The organism is Streptococcus parasanguinis, from assembly GCF_032163505.1.
GTDB lineage: Bacteria > Bacillota > Bacilli > Lactobacillales > Streptococcaceae > Streptococcus > Streptococcus parasanguinis_V.
On sequence record NZ_CP134147.1, the window covers coordinates 885,107 to 901,262 of the forward strand.

At 40.2% G+C, this 16,156-nt stretch carries 17 protein-coding genes; 13 read left to right on the forward strand and 4 right to left on the reverse strand.

From position 1 onward, the window contains the following. Position 1 precedes the first annotated feature (1 nt). The 10 genes from RIN70_RS04525 (at position 2) to msr(D) (ending at position 10,925) form a co-directional block, all read left to right on the forward strand. Complete coding sequence (locus RIN70_RS04525) at positions 2 to 1,108, forward strand: prephenate dehydrogenase (protein WP_070595223.1); 1,107 nt, start codon at positions 2 to 4, stop codon at positions 1,106 to 1,108. A gap of 100 nt (positions 1,109 to 1,208) precedes the next feature. Further along, complete coding sequence (locus RIN70_RS04530; protein ID WP_003014453.1) at positions 1,209 to 1,547, forward strand: YlbF/YmcA family competence regulator; 339 nt, start codon at positions 1,209 to 1,211, stop codon at positions 1,545 to 1,547. Between the two features lie 172 nt (positions 1,548 to 1,719). After that, positions 1,720 to 3,003: a 3-phosphoshikimate 1-carboxyvinyltransferase gene (gene aroA, locus RIN70_RS04535; protein WP_070595225.1), complete on the forward strand. Its 1,284-nt coding sequence runs from the start codon at positions 1,720 to 1,722 to the stop codon at positions 3,001 to 3,003. Then, the gene (locus RIN70_RS04540) at positions 2,996 to 3,481 is read left to right on the forward strand and encodes a shikimate kinase (protein WP_070595227.1); all 486 of its coding nucleotides are present in this window, start codon (positions 2,996 to 2,998) and stop codon (positions 3,479 to 3,481) included. Before aroA ends, RIN70_RS04540 begins: the two co-directional genes overlap by 8 nt. After that, positions 3,472 to 4,326, forward strand: coding sequence for a prephenate dehydratase (pheA, locus tag RIN70_RS04545; RefSeq protein ID WP_070595228.1), 855 nt, complete (start codon positions 3,472 to 3,474; stop codon positions 4,324 to 4,326). Before RIN70_RS04540 ends, pheA begins: the two co-directional genes overlap by 10 nt. Further along, entirely contained in the window at positions 4,323 to 5,636 is a 1,314-nt protein-coding gene (locus RIN70_RS04550) for an LCP family protein (protein WP_045759339.1), read from the forward strand. Before pheA ends, RIN70_RS04550 begins: the two co-directional genes overlap by 4 nt. A 62-nt stretch (positions 5,637 to 5,698) precedes the next feature. Further along, positions 5,699 to 7,054 carry a 23S rRNA (uracil(1939)-C(5))-methyltransferase RlmD gene (gene rlmD / locus RIN70_RS04555; RefSeq protein WP_129824163.1) on the forward strand — a complete coding sequence of 452 codons (1,356 nt, stop codon included), beginning with the start codon at positions 5,699 to 5,701 and terminating at the stop codon, positions 7,052 to 7,054. A 514-nt stretch (positions 7,055 to 7,568) separates the two neighbouring features. Then, positions 7,569 to 7,739: a hypothetical protein gene (locus RIN70_RS04560; RefSeq protein WP_000873143.1), complete on the forward strand. Its 171-nt coding sequence runs from the start codon at positions 7,569 to 7,571 to the stop codon at positions 7,737 to 7,739. 385 nt (positions 7,740 to 8,124) lie between these two features. Further along, positions 8,125 to 9,342, forward strand: a complete 1,218-nt coding sequence (gene mef(A), locus RIN70_RS04565; protein WP_000417519.1) for a macrolide efflux MFS transporter Mef(A) — start codon at positions 8,125 to 8,127, stop codon at positions 9,340 to 9,342. A 119-nt stretch (positions 9,343 to 9,461) separates the two neighbouring features. Further along, a complete protein-coding gene (gene msr(D) / locus RIN70_RS04570) occupies positions 9,462 to 10,925 on the forward strand; it encodes an ABC-F type ribosomal protection protein Msr(D) (protein WP_000420313.1) in 1,464 nt (487 codons plus the stop codon). A gap of 117 nt (positions 10,926 to 11,042) precedes the next feature. Here msr(D) and RIN70_RS04575 read toward each other — a convergent pair whose 3' ends face one another. The 4 genes from RIN70_RS04575 to RIN70_RS04590 are packed head-to-tail and all read right to left on the reverse strand — an operon-like array spanning position 11,043 to position 12,287. Next, complete coding sequence (locus RIN70_RS04575) at positions 11,043 to 11,342, reverse strand: DUF5960 family protein (protein ID WP_001072467.1); 300 nt, start codon at positions 11,340 to 11,342, stop codon at positions 11,043 to 11,045. Then, entirely contained in the window at positions 11,329 to 11,697 is a 369-nt protein-coding gene (locus tag RIN70_RS04580) for a hypothetical protein (protein ID WP_000567222.1), read from the reverse strand. Before RIN70_RS04580 ends, RIN70_RS04575 begins: the two co-directional genes overlap by 14 nt. 12 nt (positions 11,698 to 11,709) lie before the next feature. Next, a complete protein-coding gene (locus RIN70_RS04585) occupies positions 11,710 to 12,045 on the reverse strand; it encodes a DinB/UmuC family translesion DNA polymerase (protein ID WP_000806926.1) in 336 nt (111 codons plus the stop codon). Then, a complete protein-coding gene (locus tag RIN70_RS04590; protein ID WP_001813542.1) occupies positions 12,042 to 12,287 on the reverse strand; it encodes a hypothetical protein in 246 nt (81 codons plus the stop codon). Before RIN70_RS04590 ends, RIN70_RS04585 begins: the two co-directional genes overlap by 4 nt. A gap of 805 nt (positions 12,288 to 13,092) precedes the next feature. On the opposite strand from RIN70_RS04590, the gene RIN70_RS04595 reads away from it, so the two are divergent. The 3 genes from RIN70_RS04595 to RIN70_RS04605 all read left to right on the forward strand — a co-directional run bounded on the left by RIN70_RS04595 (position 13,093) and on the right by RIN70_RS04605 (position 16,155). Next, a complete protein-coding gene (locus tag RIN70_RS04595; protein ID WP_003014472.1) occupies positions 13,093 to 13,815 on the forward strand; it encodes a MurR/RpiR family transcriptional regulator in 723 nt (240 codons plus the stop codon). Between the two features lie 8 nt (positions 13,816 to 13,823). Further along, the gene (locus tag RIN70_RS04600) at positions 13,824 to 14,576 is read left to right on the forward strand and encodes a MurR/RpiR family transcriptional regulator (protein WP_003014478.1); all 753 of its coding nucleotides are present in this window, start codon (positions 13,824 to 13,826) and stop codon (positions 14,574 to 14,576) included. Between the two features lie 148 nt (positions 14,577 to 14,724). Further along, positions 14,725 to 16,155: a 6-phospho-beta-glucosidase gene (locus RIN70_RS04605; RefSeq protein ID WP_003003486.1), complete on the forward strand. Its 1,431-nt coding sequence runs from the start codon at positions 14,725 to 14,727 to the stop codon at positions 16,153 to 16,155. Position 16,156 lies beyond the last annotated feature (1 nt).

The window sequence follows — 16,156 nt, forward strand, 5'->3', positions numbered from 1 at the left end:
TTTGGAGAAGAAAGTTGTTTATATTGCAGGGTTGGGCTTGATTGGTGCTTCACTTGCGCTAGGCATTAAGAGAGCCCACCCAAACGTGACTGTTCTTGGGTACAATCGTAGTGAAGCCTCTCGAACCATCGCCCTTGAAAGAGGAATGGTGGATCAAGTGACGGATGATTTCGCAGCCTTTGCCCCTTTAGCAGATATCATTATTTTGGCCCTTCCCATCAAGCAAACCAAGTCTTACTTAGAAACCTTAGCTAGCTTGCATTTGAAAGACCGGGTACTGGTGACAGATGCAGGCTCTACCAAGGCAGAAATTGTCGCACAAGCTGAAAAAGTGTTTACAGACAAGGCCGTACGATTTGTGGGAGGACACCCCATGGCTGGTAGTCATAAGACAGGTGCCGCAGCAGCAGATGCAACCTTATTTGAAAATGCCTATTATATTTTTACTCCTTCCAGCTTGACGACAGGAGGTGCCATGGAAGAGTTGAAAGAGCTTCTGAGTGGATTGGGATCTCGATTTATTGAAATCGATGCCGAGGAACACGATCGGGTGACTTCCCAGATCAGCCATTTTCCTCATATTTTAGCCTCGACTCTGGTCGAGCAGGCTGTAGCTTATGGGGAAGAGCATGAAATGACTCGCCGTTTTGCGGCTGGTGGCTTTCGGGATATGACACGGATCGCGGAAAGTGAGCCAGGTATGTGGACTTCTATTCTCTTGTCCAACCCTCAAGCGATATTGGAGCGGATTGCAGATTTCAAAGAGCGATTGGATCAGGTAGCTGAGACCATTCAAGCAGATAACGAGAAGGCTATTTGGTCCTTTTTCCATGAAGGGCGGAAGCACCGAAAAGAAATGCAAATCCATCAGCGTGCTGGACGCGATAGTGCCTATGATCTCTTTATCGATGTCCCCGATCAGGAAGGTGTGATCCTCGAAATCTTACAACTCCTACAAGGGATTTCCTTGGTTAATATTCACATCAATGAAGAGAATCGGGAAGATATCCACGGGATTTTGCAACTGACCTTTAAAAATGCAGAGGATCAGGAACAGGCCCAAGAATTGATCAGCCAGGCGACGTCTTATACCGTCCTTGCTCGCTAGGTCTTAAGAAGGATTTGCATCAAAATGCCTGCTTCATTTTAGGAATATTGAAGGAAAAGCAGTATAATAGAAGTATCTTATCAGTAAAGGAGCCTAGAAAATGGCAAATATTTATGATGTAGCAAACGAACTCTCTCGGACCCTGCGAGACCTTCCTGAATACAAGGCTGTCGTAGAAAGCAAGCAAGCGATCGAAGCAAATCCAGAAGCGAAAACGCTGTTTGACGAATACGTCGCTTTCCAAAATCAACTGCAAGGCTTGATGCAATCCGGTCAACTTCCAACAGAAGCTGTGCAACAAGAAATGAAAGACTATATGGAAAAAATCCAAGCAAGTCCGATTGTGAATGAATTTTTCACCAAACAACAGCAATTGTCTATTTATCTTGCAGATCTTGAAAAGATCATCTTTGAGCCGATTCAAGATTTATACAAGTAGAAATTTCTACCAGAGTTGTCATTTCGACTCTGGTATTTTCGTTCGCCACTAGAGGAAAACAAGCTCAAAAAATGCTTGGAAACATTCGTTTTTTGTTCCAAATTTTTGATCAAAAATTGAATTCATGTCCTATTTATGATAGAATATGTGGAAAAGCACTCTGGAGATGGCAATGAAATTAAGAACCAATAGCAAGGGTCTAAAGGGAACCATTCGAGTCCCTGGTGACAAATCCATCAGTCACCGATCCATTATTTTTGGAAGTCTTGCAAAGGGCGAAACTAAGGTCTATGATATCTTGCGAGGCGAAGATGTGCTTTCTACCATCCAGGTGTTTCGAGATTTAGGAGTCTCCATCCAAGATGACGGGGATGTGATTCGGATTCAAGGAGTAGGCTTTCAGGGCCTTCAAGCTCCGTCAGCTCCCCTTGATATGGGCAATTCAGGGACTTCTATTCGTTTGATATCAGGTGTCCTAGCAGGTCAGGATTTTGCAGTGACCATGGTCGGAGACGATAGTCTTTCCAAACGGCCCATGGATCGTGTCGCGATTCCACTGCGTCAGATGGGAGTAGAGATTGCTGGTCAGGGAGAGCGCGATTGCCCGCCTTTACATGAAAAAGGCACCCATCAGCTCCAACCGATTCATTACCGTTTACCAGTGGCATCGGCTCAAGTCAAGTCTGCTCTCATTTTTGCCGCTCTACAAGCTGAAGGTGAATCGACGATTATCGAGAAGGAAAAGACGCGTGACCATACGGAGGATATGATTCGCCAATTTGGTGGAGAGATCCAGGTGGATGGAAAAACCATCCGCATCCAAGGTGGACAAGAGTTCCAAGGTCAAGAAGTCATCGTTCCTGGAGATATTTCCAGTGCAGCCTTTTGGTTAGTGGCCGGCCTCATCCTTCCAGATAGTGTGATCAAGATTGAAAATGTTGGCATCAACCAAACGCGGACAGGGATTCTCGAAGTGATTCAAGAAATGGGGGGAGATCTCACCATGGAGGATCGCGATGAAAAAGCGGTCTCTGCAAGTCTCACTGTTAAGACTTCGTCCTTAAAAGGGATTCGGATTGATGGGGAGTTGATTCCACGCTTGATTGATGAATTGCCGATTATTGCCTTACTAGCGACACAAGCAAATGGTCAAACCGTGATTGCGGATGCTGAGGAGCTTCGTGTGAAAGAAACGGACCGCATCCAGGTCGTAGCAGATAGCCTCAATGCTATGGGAGCCAATGTCGTGCCAACGGAAGACGGCATGATCATCACTGGACCGACTCCTCTACATGGAGCTGACTTAGAGACCTTTGGAGATCACCGGATTGGGATGATGGCTGCCATTGCTGCCTTATTGGTGAGAGATGGAAATGTGGTGTTGGATCGGGCAGAGGCCATCAACACCAGTTACCCTAGTTTTTTTGAAGATTTGGAGACCTTACTGCATGGCTAAAATTTTACTTGGTTTTATGGGAACAGGTAAAACGACCGTTGGTCGCATTCTTGATCCAAAATTCCATGATATGGATGAATTAATTGTTGAAGAGATCGGCATGTCGATCAATGATTATTTCTCAGTGGAAGGAGAAGCTGCCTTTCGTCGTCGCGAGGCTGAAATGTTAGAGCGTTTATTGGAAAATGAAGTGGCCATCATTTCCCCCGGAGGTGGGATTGTGGTCAATCCTCATAACCGTGCGCTCTTGGAAAAAAATCCTCACAACATTTATCTGCGGGTAGATTTTGAAACCTTGTACAGACGAATTCAAAATGACAAAGCTATGCAACGTCCCCTCTTTTTAAACAACACAAAAGAAGAATTTAAGAAGATTTTTGATGGTCGTTTGCCTTTGTATGAAGCGATTGCTACCCATATTGTGGATGTCGAGGACAAAACACCTGAAGAAATTGCGGAGATCATTCGATGCTTGTAGGCTATCTTGGTCCTAAGGGATCTTTTACCCATGATGTGGCCACTCATAGCTTTCCAACTTCTGAACGCATCGCCTATCAGACGATCACAGATGTCATCAAGGCTTATGAGAATCAAGAAATTGATTTTGCAGTCGTCCCAGTTGAAAACTCGATTGAAGGCAGTGTCCATGAGACCCTTGATTACCTCTTTCACCAAGGGACCATCCAGGCCGTTGCAGAAGTGGTCTATCCCATCAAGCAACAGCTCTTGGTGGCTAAAAAAGACCGGCCCATTCGAACGGTCTATTCGCATCCACAGGCCTTGGCCCAAGGGAAGGCTTTTTTAAGAGCCCATTATCCAGATGCGGCTATGGAAATGACGGCTTCAACAGCCTATGCGGCTCGCTATGTAGCAGAGCATCCAGACTTGGAAATTGCAGCGATTGCCCCTCTGGCAGCAGCCAGTGAATACGGCTTGGAAGTCCAGGCCAAAGACATCCAAGAAATCGAGGACAATTATACACGTTTTTGGATTTTAGGGGCCAAAGAGCCAGCGATCTCAGAAACTTTAAGTCCAGCCCTTCAAAAAGTTAGCTTGGCCTTGACCTTACCAAGTAACTTGGCAGGAGCCCTCTATAAGGGCTTGTCTACTTTTGCTTGGCGGGGGATCAATTTAACCAAGATTGAAAGTCGCCCCCTAAAAACAGCTTTAGGAGAATACTTTTTCATTATTGACCTCCTAAACGAAGCGCCTGATCTTCTGCAATTTGCCTATCAAGAATTAGACAGTTTGGGCATTCAGACAAAAGTCTTGGGTCAGTATCAGGTCTATACCTTAAAAGATAACGGAATGGAGAAAAGATGAGTAACGAATCCAACTTTCTATCTCACCACGAGCGAAAGCGATTAGAGTACTTATACTCAAATTTTCATTATTTAAATGAACGAGAACAACTAGAATACAATTACCTGCTCAAGAAGAGCCAAGGAGCTTATGAGGAAGCAGAAGCCCTTCAACCTGAGGTAGACGCTACAGAAGAAGTGCAAGGAGAGATTGCTGAACCGATTGGGGATCTCCCTGTTTACCAATCACGTAGCAAAAAGTCTAAGAAGAAAGCAGTTGCTGCGACGAGCGATATACCTAAGAAACCACGGAAAAAAATTCGCGTCAAGCGGATTCTCAAGTGGATTGCTCTCTTTTTCTTGCTCATTATCGGTGGCATGGTCTTCATGTTTGTAAAAGGCCTCAACAGCAAGCCGACAGGTCCAGATGCCAAACCGGCTGTCGTTGAGAAATTTAACGGCAAGAAGTCAAGAGATGGGGTCAATATCCTGATCTTGGGGACAGATGGTCGGATCGGTGAGAAATCAGATGAGACCCGGACAGACTCCATCATGGTAGTCAATGTCAATAACAAAGAAGGCAAGATCAAGATGGTCAGCTTCATGAGGGATACATTGGTCCATATCGATGGTGTCAGCCAGCAAAATATTCCTGAATATGATGGCTACTACGACCAGAAGCTCAATACTGCCTTCACCATCGGGGAGCAAAATAACAACCAAGGGGCTGAATTGGTGCGTCAGATGCTCAAAGACAACTTTGACATTGATATCCAATATTACGCTATGGTCGATTTCAAGACCTTTGCGACAGCGATCGATACCCTCTTCCCAAATGGGGTCGAGATGAATGCGCAGTTTTCAACGGTTGACGGCGAAAAGGTCAGTGAAGTAGAAGTACCAGATGATTTGAACATGAAAGACGGTGTCGTTCCGCAACAAACCATCAAGGTTGGAAAACAACGGATGGATGGCCGGACCCTTCTCAATTACTCGCGTTTCCGTAAGGATGATGAAGGAGACTTTGGTCGGACCCGTCGCCAGCAAGAGGTCATGTCCGCTATCATGCATCAGATCAAGGATCCAACCAAACTCTTTACGGGATCAGAAGCCCTAGGGAAAGTCTTTGCTATGACGTCCACCAATGTTCCTTTCTCTTTCCTATTGACCAATGGACTTGGACTAGTCGGAAGTGCTGGAAAAGGAATTGAACGAGTGACCATCCCAGAAAATGGGGATTGGGTCGATTCCTACGATATGTACGGTGGCCAAGGCCTGCTGGTCGATTTCGATGCTTATAAAAAGAAATTGTACCAAATGGGACTGAGATGATATAATAAGGGGATAGGAGTTTTGGACTCCACCCCTTTTAATTTGTAGAAAGATAGAAAACGATGTTAAAGAAAAATGAAATTGTAACGGTTGAAATTGTCGATTTGACACACGAAGGAGCAGGAGTGGCTAAGGTCGATGGCCTGGTCTTTTTTGTGGAGAATGCCCTGCCAGGAGAAGTCATCCGCATGCGCGTGCTCAAGGTCAACAAGAAGATCGGCTACGGAAAAGTAGAGGAGTACTTGGAAAAATCACCTCACCGCAATGAAGAGCTAGACCTAGCTTACTTGCGAAGCGGCATTGCCGATTTGGGGCACCTGGCTTATCCGGAGCAGCTGAAATTCAAGGCCAAACAGGTCAAGGATAGCCTCTACAAGATGGCAGGAATCTCTGATATCGAAGTACCCCTGACCTTGGGGATGGACCATCCTGTCCAGTATCGCAACAAGGCTCAGGTTCCTGTCCGTCGTGTCAATGGTCAGGTCGAAACAGGCTTCTTTCGGAAGAACTCTCATGATTTGATGCCGATTGAAGACTTTTATATCCAAGATCCCGTCATTGACCAAGTGGTCTTGGCACTTAGGGATTTGATTCGTCGTTTTGACCTCAAGCCTTATGATGAGCAGGAACAATCTGGCTTAATTCGAAATCTTGTGGTTCGTCGAGGACATCATTCAGGAGAAATCATGGTCATTTTGGTCACCACTCGTCCCAAGGTGTTCCGTGTGGACCAGTTGATCGAGCAGTTGATCAAGCAATTCCCAGCCATCAAATCCGTCATGCAAAATATTAATGATCAGAATACCAATGCCATTTTTGGAAAAGAATGGCGGGTTCTCTATGGTCAAGACTATATTACGGATCAAATGTTGGGCAATAGCTTCCAAATCTCTGGACCAGCCTTTTATCAGGTCAATACCGAAATGGCAGAGAAGCTCTATCAGACAGCCATTGACTTTGCGGAGTTAAGAGAAGATGATGTGGTGATTGATGCCTACTCAGGAATCGGGACCATTGGCCTATCAGTTGCCAAGCATGTCAAGGAAGTCTACGGGGTCGAAGTCATCCCAGAAGCGGTAGAGAATAGCCAGAAGAATGCTGCATTAAACAATATCACCAATGCCCACTATGTCTGTGACACAGCTGAAAATGCCATGAAGAATTGGCTCAAGGAAGGCATCCAACCAACCGCCATCCTAGTTGACCCGCCACGCAAGGGCTTGACCGAAAGCTTTATCAAAGCAAGCGCCCAAACAGGAGCTGACCGTATCGCCTATATCTCCTGTAACGTCGCCACCATGGCGCGTGATATCAAACTCTACCAAGAGTTGGGCTACGAATTAAAGAAAGTCCAGCCGGTGGATTTGTTTCCACAAACGCATCATGTTGAGGCGGTAAGTTTGCTAGTCAAGGAGTAAAACGACGAAGATTAGCATTTACTTCCGCCCATGCGATAGCTGTCCGTGATTGACAAGTGCTAGCACGCAGACAGAACGGAGATAGCGAACCGCTGAGTGTGTCGCTCTGCTCGTAAAAGCTTAGAAACCTTTGAACGAAAGGGATAATGAAAGCCTTGATTGCAAGGCTTTTTGCTTTATGGTGGGTAAGTATCAGAGTGAGAAAATTTTTGGAATGAGTAGAAGTGATAGCTAGAAATTATCAGTTTCTATTTCCATTTACCCTGTGGGTACGTGTTTGTTTCCATTGACAAGGAGTTTGTGGGAATAGAAATGTACCCACCTTGTTTGAATCAAGTGAAGTGTAGTTGAAGGAAATCTGTTGAAAGCAATACTTCATTTTACCGAATAAGTAATAATTTAGGCAACTTCAAATCGATTAAAAAAAACTATTTTAAAGGTTAAGAGTAGACAAAAATTGTCCACTCTTTTTTGCAAACTCAATTTATCAATAAATGAAATGAGGGAATGTAAAATGAAATATTTTGAGGTTGAGTTAGAAAATCCTGATGAATTTTTAAAACTACAAACAGAAGATTTTGTGAAAGCTAATCGCTTGCTACTAAGGAAGATAATCCAGAGCGTTACAGTCTATGAAGAAAACTTCGTCATATCCTTTAAATCTGGCATCGAATTGGAAGTATGAGTCTCATTCCATAACTTTTATATTGAACATATCATCTTGTTGTGTTATACTATAAATTGATATAAACAAAGATGTAGGAGGAACCGAAACTATGACAGCCTCAATGCGTTTAAGATAAGCTGGCAATAAAAAAAGCAGAATCTATACCCGATGATAGGCTTTTTTGTTGTGCTTATTTATACGATATTGAGCATTCATTAGTTACGGTGAGGATATTGGTTATTTAACTATACCTTTATTTAACTATGTCTTTAATATGAATGTTTCCAAATTGTATGTATGCAGACCAAAAGCCACATTGTGGGGTTTGGCCTGCATTTTTTATTGCCTAGAATGCTATTCAAAATAGAAATTCAAGCAAAATAATATGCAGGAGATAATATAAATGGAAAAATACAACAATTGGAAACGAAAATTTTATGCAATATGGGCAGGGCAAGCAGTATCATTAATCACTAGTGCCATCCTGCAAATGGCGATTATTTTTTACCTTACAGAAAAAACAGGATCTGCGATGGTCTTGTCTATGGCTTCATTAGTAGGTTTTTTACCCTATGCGATTTTGGGACCTGCCATTGGTGTGCTAGTGGATCGTCATGATAGGAAGAAGATAATGATTGGTGCCGATTTAATTATCGCAGCAGCTGGTGCAGTGCTTGCTATTGTTGCATTCTGTATGGAGCTACCTGTCTGGATGATTATGATAGTATTGTTTATCCGTAGCATTGGAACAGCTTTTCATACCCCAGCACTCAATGCGGTTACACCACTTTTAGTACCAGAAGAACAGCTAACGAAATGCGCAGGCTATAGTCAGTCTTTGCAGTCTATAAGCTATATTGTTAGTCCGGCAGTTGCAGCACTCTTATACTCCGTTTGGGATTTAAATGCTATTATTGCCATCGACGTATTGGGTGCTGTGATTGCATCTATTACGGTAGCAATTGTACGTATACCTAAGCTGGGTAATCAAGTGCAAAGTTTAGAACCAAATTTCATAAGGGAGATGAAAGAAGGAGTTGTGGTTCTGAGACAAAACAAAGGATTGTTTGCCTTATTACTCTTAGGAACACTATATACTTTTGTTTATATGCCAATCAATGCACTATTTCCTTTAATAAGCATGGAACACTTTAATGGAACGCCTGTGCATATTTCTATTACGGAAATTTCCTTTGCATTTGGGATGCTAGCAGGAGGCTTATTATTAGGAAGATTAGGGGGCTTCGAAAAGCATGTATTACTAATAACAAGTTCATTTTTTATAATGGGGACCAGTTTAGCCGTTTCGGGAATACTTCCTCCAAATGGATTTGTAATATTCGTAGTTTGCTGTGCAATAATGGGGCTTTCGGTGCCATTTTATAGCGGTGTGCAAACAGCTCTTTTTCAGGAGAAAATTAAGCCTGAATATTTAGGACGTGTATTTTCTTTGATCGGAAGTATCATGTCACTTGCTATGCCAATTGGGTTAATTCTTTCTGGATTCTTTGCTGATAAAATCGGTGTAAATCATTGGTTTTTACTATCAGGTATTTTAATTATTGGCATTGCTATAGTTTGCCAAATGATAACTGAGGTTAGAAAATTAGATTTAAAATAAACAATATTGGAGGAATATTTATGTATCTTATTTTCATGTAACTCTTCCTGCTAAAATCGCAGGGTTTTCCCTGCATACAAGCAAATGAAAGCATGCGATTATAGACAGGAGGAAATGTTATGGAATTAATATTAAAAGCAAAAGACATTCGTGTGGAATTCAAAGGACGCGATGTTTTAGATATAAATGAATTAGAAGTATATGATTATGACCGTATTGGTTTAGTAGGAGCAAATGGTGCTGGAAAAAGCACTTTACTCAGGGTACTTTTAGGAGAATTAACTCCCCCAGGATGTAAAATGAATCGTCTGGGTGAACTTGCCTATATTCCCCAGTTGGACGAAGTAACTCTGCAGGAGGAAAAAGATTTTGCACTTGTAGGCAAGCTAGGTGTTGAGCAATTAAATATACAGACTATGAGCGGTGGTGAAGAAACAAGGCTTAAAATAGCACAGGCCTTATCGGCACAGGTTCATGGTATTTTAGCGGATGAACCTACGAGCCATTTAGACCGTGAAGGAATTGATTTTCTAATAGGACAGCTAAAATATTTTACAGGTGCACTGTTAGTTATTAGCCATGACCGCTATTTTCTTGATGAAATAGTAGATAAAATATGGGAACTGAAAGATGGCAAAATCACTGAGTATTGGGGAAACTATTCTGATTATCTTCGTCAGAAAGAGGAAGAACGTAAGAGCCAAGCTGCAGAATACGAACAATTTATTGCGGAACGTGCCCGATTGGAAAGGGCTGCGGAGGAAAAGCGAAAACAGGCTCGTAAAATAGAACAGAAGGCAAAAGGTTCTTCAAAGAAAAAAAGTACTGAAGACGGAGGGCGTTTAGCTCATCAAAAATCAATAGGAAGTAAGGAAAAAAAGATGTATAATGCTGCTAAAACCCTAGAGCACAGGATTGCGGCCTTAGGAAAAGTAGAAGCTCCGGAAGGCATTCGCAGAATTCGTTTCAGGCAAAGTAAAGCATTGGAGCTCCATAATCCATACCCTATAGTCGGTGCAGAAATTAATAAAGTATTTGGGGATAAGGCTCTGTTTGAAAATGCATCTTTTCAAATTCCGTTAGGAGCAAAAGTGGCGTTAACTGGTGGTAATGGAATCGGAAAAACAACTTTAATCCAAATGATCTTAAACCATGAAGAAGGAATTTCTATTTCGCCTAAGGCAAAAATAGGTTACTTTGCACAGAATGGTTACAAGTACAACAGTAATCAGAATGTTATGGAGTTTATGCAGAAGGATTGTGACTACAATATATCAGAAATTCGTTCAGTGCTAGCATCTATGGGGTTCAAACAGAACGATATTGGAAAAAGTTTATCTGTTTTAAGCGGTGGAGAAATTATAAAATTGTTGCTTGCTAAAATGCTCATGGGTAGATATAACATCCTAATAATGGATGAACCCAGTAACTTCCTTGACATACCAAGTTTAGAGGCTTTGGAAATACTAATGAAGGAGTACACCGGAACTATCGTGTTTATCACCCACGATAAACGATTACTCGAAAATGTAGCAGATGTAGTTTATGAAATTAGAGATAAGAAAATAAATCTGAAACATTAAATTTAAGGTAGTCGCTGGTCAGTATAGTCTGTTCTGGTTGGCGACTCCATTGTTAAAGAGTATAAAGACTTTAGATTTTATGAATATTAAAAATAGGAACAGTCAATTGAACTGCTCCTATTTTTCTGCTAAATATATTGTAGTTTTCTTATATGTATAATGATAGATTAGCGGATTCTCATCTACGGTACTTACTTCAAATATGAAGAAGTGATCGCGGTTATCTCTGGACTTTTCCTTATTGAGGACAAAGTAATTCTTACGTGAAGTCGCCATTGTTTTTAGGATATCATCAGTTAGGAAGGTCAATGGAATATTCATGTTAGAGTAGCGGTAGAAGTCACGTTCAAAATCTTGGTAGCTCTCGCTATAATAGTCCATTTGTAGGTGATTACGCTGAAACTCAAGCTGATTCATAGAGCACCTCCTCGACAAGTTCAATACTAATAATGTCTTTTAATTTCAAATTGATGTGACCTGTTGTAGTTTTTATCAAAATGAAATCTTTGGTCAGACTTGGTATTGTTCCAGTGTAGGAAACACGCTTGTTTTTTTCAATCACTTGAATGCGTGTGCGTAGCTGCCCGGCGTATACTTGACTGAGGAGTAATAATTTCTTCTCTAGTGATAAGTCAGACATGTACGTTACTTTGTTTGTATCATCAGAGAGTGCTGATGCATGTTCAGATAGGAAAAAGCCCATCCATTTTTGCATCTTTGTATCCTGGTACTCTCTTGCTGATTGAAATGGTAAATATGAACGGTCAATCATATCAAATCCTTTCTATGCAGAGGCAAGGGTATTTTTATCAAATTGAATCGTAAAACCTTGAATTCCCCCACCTGTGTAACATTCTTTAAAGCGATTGATTACCTCAGTATAGATTATCACAGATGAGCTTGTTGGCTTAATGCTAAATGTAAATTCCAATGGTAATCGGTTTTCAGATTTAGCATGTACTAGTCGTATCGATATTTCAGTTGTTTTGAGTTTTCTCTGACGAAGTTTTGAAGTTGCTGTTTCAACGATTCCATGTAAAAATCTTTCAAGCATTTCAATATCATTACATCCTTTGCTACGGATTTCTGAAAATTGTACTGTATTTTTTTCTTGTTTCATTTTAATCCCTCCAATCCACCCGCGGAATGACCACCGATAAGTTTACTGCGTTCAATATTTCTGGAACCTTCAGTTAGGACGGTTCCTTTTTGTATGGCTAAAAAACCAAACTGTTCTCTGACAACATCAATAGCTGTCTGAAGTCTATTATCTTTTTCAATTTGTTCTACATCATCAAAGAGTGATAGTAGAGTATAGCTTTCATCTACGAAGCCACTATAAGATACACCAATTTGTCTCACTGCACCAGAGGTGTATTTTTTCGGAATAATACAAGTACATGACTCACCATTGTTTTGGGGAGATTTGCGGGTTCAATTTTATTCTGAGCATTTATAGATTTTTTCATCTCAGTCCTAGAATAGCCAATATGAATAGAAACGACAGTAGTCAATACTAGGGCTACTGTTCCGTTCCACAGTATCATTTAAAAATCATTTTCACACCCTTTCGTCTATTAGTATAGAAGAAAGCTCTCAGCACACGTGGAGTGTGTTGCTCTGCTCGTAAAAACCTAGAAACCTTTGAACGCAAGGGAGTTTGAAAAGCCTTGATTGCAAGGCTTTTTGTATTGGCGTGGGGAAGTATCAGAGTGAGAAAATTTTTGGAATGAATAGAAGTGATAGCTAGAAATTATCAGTTTCTATTTCCATTTACCCTGTGGGTACGTGTTTGTTTCCATTGACAAGGAGTTTATGGGAATAGAAACGTCCCCACCTTACATATCTCCAGAATGGACGATTGAAATTGAGACAATTTAATAGAGATAAGCTCTTGTTATGTTTCTTTTAAGTCAATAAACTAACAATACTCAAAGTATGCTCAAAAATATGATATAATCTAGAACATAAGGCAATACTGTTTTAAAGTATTTTCTCTTAACCATGTCTCGTTAGACAAATCTGATTCGTCTGGTTTTCTAATAGATTTTAATGCTGACTTGGTTTTATAGCCATTATGCTCTCCATTATTTTAGTGTAGAACACTTTGGTTATTAGTTTTTTGTTACATTGTAAGCAAATCAATAGAGATAGAAAAAGGGATTATATGTTTAGTTATGAGGTTGTAGCAAGTTTTAACGACTTAGAAAATGCTATTTATACAACTATTTTAGAAAATGAAAATATATCCTCTATGACAATCAAGGAATTGGCCCAACTTGCACATGTATCAGTTGGAACCGTACAACGATTTTGCAAGCATCTAGGATTTGATGGATATAGCCATTTTAAGATTGCTTATAAAGAATATTTAAAAAATGAGCAAATTATTTTAAACAATCAAGACAATAATTCTTTGAAGCTATTCATTGATTATACTGAGCAAGATACTTTTTTGCAGCTGATTATGGAGGCTGTGGCAATCTTAAAGAACGTTGAACAGATTGTTTTTGTCGGAATTGGTTCCTCTGGAACTTTAGGTCGATATGGAGCGCGCTATTTTTCAAATATTGGCAAATTTAGTATGTGTATTGAAGATCCTTGGCAACCAGTGCTACAAAACAGTATGGAAAAAACTTGTGTCATTGCCTTATCCGAATCTGGTGAGACTTCTCAAACATTGAAAATTGTACAAAAATTAAAGGAAAAAGGTTGTCCAGTTATTGCCATCACAAATACATTGGAATCAACATTGTCAAGGCTATCTGATTGCTCCATAACCTATCATGTTCCTCAATTATTTTTAAATGGGTTTAATATTACGACGCAGGTACCTGTTATTCTCATTATTGAAATGTTAATGAAACAACTATATACTACAAAAGCATAAGGGTGTCTATGAATTTATTTGATTATCATAAAGCAAAAGGGCTAAATAATAGTGAATTAAGCGTGTATAATTTTATATTGCAACATAGAGATAAAGTTGCTACGATGACTATCAGAGAGCTATCGACATCTATAAATCTATCGACAACAACCATCATTCGTTTTGCGAAAAAGATGGGATTTGATAGCTACAATGATTTAAAATATGCCTTGTCAAGGTCGGAAGATAAGGAAAATAAACATCGTCACTACTTTCCTATTGATATTCCAGCAATACAATTTTTACAGACTAGTGTCCAAGATGAAGCTTTAAAAAAACAACTATCAGAGATAGCAGACTTGATCGTTCAAGCCAAACAAGTTATCTTTTTAGGGGTGGGTACTAGTCTAAGTTTGGCAGAATATGGCTCATATCTTTTTTCTGGAATCGGTATTCTTAGCTTTGCTATTACTAATCCATTTTATTCTCTGAAATTGCATCATTCTAATTTGGAGGATGTTTTGGTTATTGCTCTAAGTGTCAGCGGTGAGACAGAAGAAGTTCTAACTCTGGTACAGGGATTCAAAGAAAGAAATGCTAAGATTGTTAGTCTGACAAATACAGATATTTCCACTTTATCACAGCTATCGGATATAAATTTATCCTACTTTATGCCAGTTGCCTACGCAGATTCCTCGCTACGTTCCACTAATTTGACCACTCAGATTCCAGTTGTCTATTTTTTAGAATCCTTACGTTACCAAGTTTATTTAAAAAAATAGGAGTGAAAACTCTTGTTTTTTTTATGTAACAAATATTGTTCGACTGTACATATATTTTCTATCTCAATATCTATTGTCAGCAGGTACAGTATGTTATAAAATAGACTTGTTCATAGCGCTAGTACAAAATACAGAAAGGATAGGTAAAATGGCAAAAATACCAGAAGGCTTTTTATGGGGTGGGGCAGTTGCTGCTCACCAAATTGAAGGAGGGTATGATAAAGGTGGAAAAGGCATTTCGATAGCCGATGTGATGACGGTTGGAAGTGCTAGCCACTCTCGACAGATTACTGATGGCGTCTTACCTGACGAATATTATCCGAATCATGATGCAATAGATTTTTACAGAACCTATAAGGACGATATACAATTATTCGCTGAGATGGGATTTAAGTGTTTTCGAACTTCGATTGCCTGGACTCGTATCTTCCCAAATGGAGATGAAGAAGAACCTAACGAAGAAGGGTTGAAATTTTATGATGATTTATTTGATCAGCTGCTAGCTCATCAAATTGAACCGGTCATCACACTCAGTCACTTTGAAATGCCCTATCATCTAGTTACTAAGTATGGTGCTTGGCGTAATCGCAAGTTGATTGATTTCTTTGTTCGTTTTGCGGAAGTCGTCATGGAACGATATAAGGACAAAGTTAAGTATTGGATGACCTTTAACGAGATCAATAATCAAGGTGCAATTAATGTTCCTTGGTGCTCATGGACTAATTCTGGTGTCATTTATCAAGAAGATGAAAATCCAGTTGAGGTACTACAGCAGGTTATCCATTATCAGTCAGTGGCTTCTGCAAAAGTTGTTCAATTGGGTCGGAAAATCAATAAAAATTTCAAAATTGGTTGTATGCTGGCAATGGTACCATTTTACCCGAATACATGTGATACAAAAGATATACTTGCTAGCCAGAAGGCAATGGAGCATCGTTTATTTCACTATGGAGATCTTCATGTTTTTGGAGAGCGTCCTTACTATATCGAGGCCTTTTGTCGAAAAAATAATATCAAACTGGATATTTTACCAGAAGATCTAGAAACTCTAAAAGAAGGTTGTGTAGATTATATTGGCTTGAGTTACTATATGAGTGATACAGTGACTGCTACAGCATCTGAGGAAACAGAAGAGCTTTTCAAAGATGTTTATACTAAGAAAAATCCCTATATTGAATCAAGCGATTGGGGTTGGCAGATTGACCCTGAGGGATTACGCTATAGCTTAAATCTTTTATACGATCGCTATCACTGTCCGCTTTTTATAGTTGAAAATGGATTCGGTGCTTATGATAAGGTAGAGCCTGATGGAATCCATGATTCTTACCGCATTGATTACCTCAAACAACACATTGAACAAATGATGTTAGCGATTGAAGAAGATGGCGTAAATGTCATTGGTTATACCCCTTGGGGCTGTATCGATATTGTTAGTGCTGGTACAGGTGAAATGGAGAAGCGTTATGGCTTTATCTATGTCGATAAGAATAATAATGGCGAAGGAACTTTGCAACGAATGAAGAAAGATTCCTTTACATGGTATCAAAAAGTGATTACATCAAATGGAAACGAATTATAAG

Excerpts from the sequence above, each read along its gene's own strand:
- RIN70_RS04530 (WP_003014453.1), top strand. The coding sequence starts at position 1,209 with ATGGCAAATATTTATGATGTAGCAAACGAACTCTCTCGGACCCTGCGA.
- aroA (WP_070595225.1), top strand. The coding sequence starts at position 1,720 with ATGAAATTAAGAACCAATAGCAAGGGTCTAAAGGGAACCATTCGAGTC.
- RIN70_RS04540 (WP_070595227.1), top strand. The coding sequence starts at position 2,996 with ATGGCTAAAATTTTACTTGGTTTTATGGGAACAGGTAAAACGACCGTT.
- pheA (WP_070595228.1), top strand. The coding sequence starts at position 3,472 with ATGCTTGTAGGCTATCTTGGTCCTAAGGGATCTTTTACCCATGATGTG.
- RIN70_RS04550 (WP_045759339.1), top strand. The coding sequence starts at position 4,323 with ATGAGTAACGAATCCAACTTTCTATCTCACCACGAGCGAAAGCGATTA.
- rlmD (WP_129824163.1), top strand. The coding sequence starts at position 5,699 with ATGTTAAAGAAAAATGAAATTGTAACGGTTGAAATTGTCGATTTGACA.
- RIN70_RS04560 (WP_000873143.1), top strand. The coding sequence starts at position 7,569 with ATGAAATATTTTGAGGTTGAGTTAGAAAATCCTGATGAATTTTTAAAA.
- RIN70_RS04575 (WP_001072467.1), bottom strand. The coding sequence starts at position 11,342 with ATGAATCAGCTTGAGTTTCAGCGTAATCACCTACAAATGGACTATTAT.
- RIN70_RS04580 (WP_000567222.1), bottom strand. The coding sequence starts at position 11,697 with ATGATTGACCGTTCATATTTACCATTTCAATCAGCAAGAGAGTACCAG.
- RIN70_RS04585 (WP_000806926.1), bottom strand. The coding sequence starts at position 12,045 with ATGAAACAAGAAAAAAATACAGTACAATTTTCAGAAATCCGTAGCAAA.
- RIN70_RS04595 (WP_003014472.1), top strand. The coding sequence starts at position 13,093 with ATGTTTAGTTATGAGGTTGTAGCAAGTTTTAACGACTTAGAAAATGCT.
- RIN70_RS04600 (WP_003014478.1), top strand. The coding sequence starts at position 13,824 with ATGAATTTATTTGATTATCATAAAGCAAAAGGGCTAAATAATAGTGAA.
- RIN70_RS04605 (WP_003003486.1), top strand. The coding sequence starts at position 14,725 with ATGGCAAAAATACCAGAAGGCTTTTTATGGGGTGGGGCAGTTGCTGCT.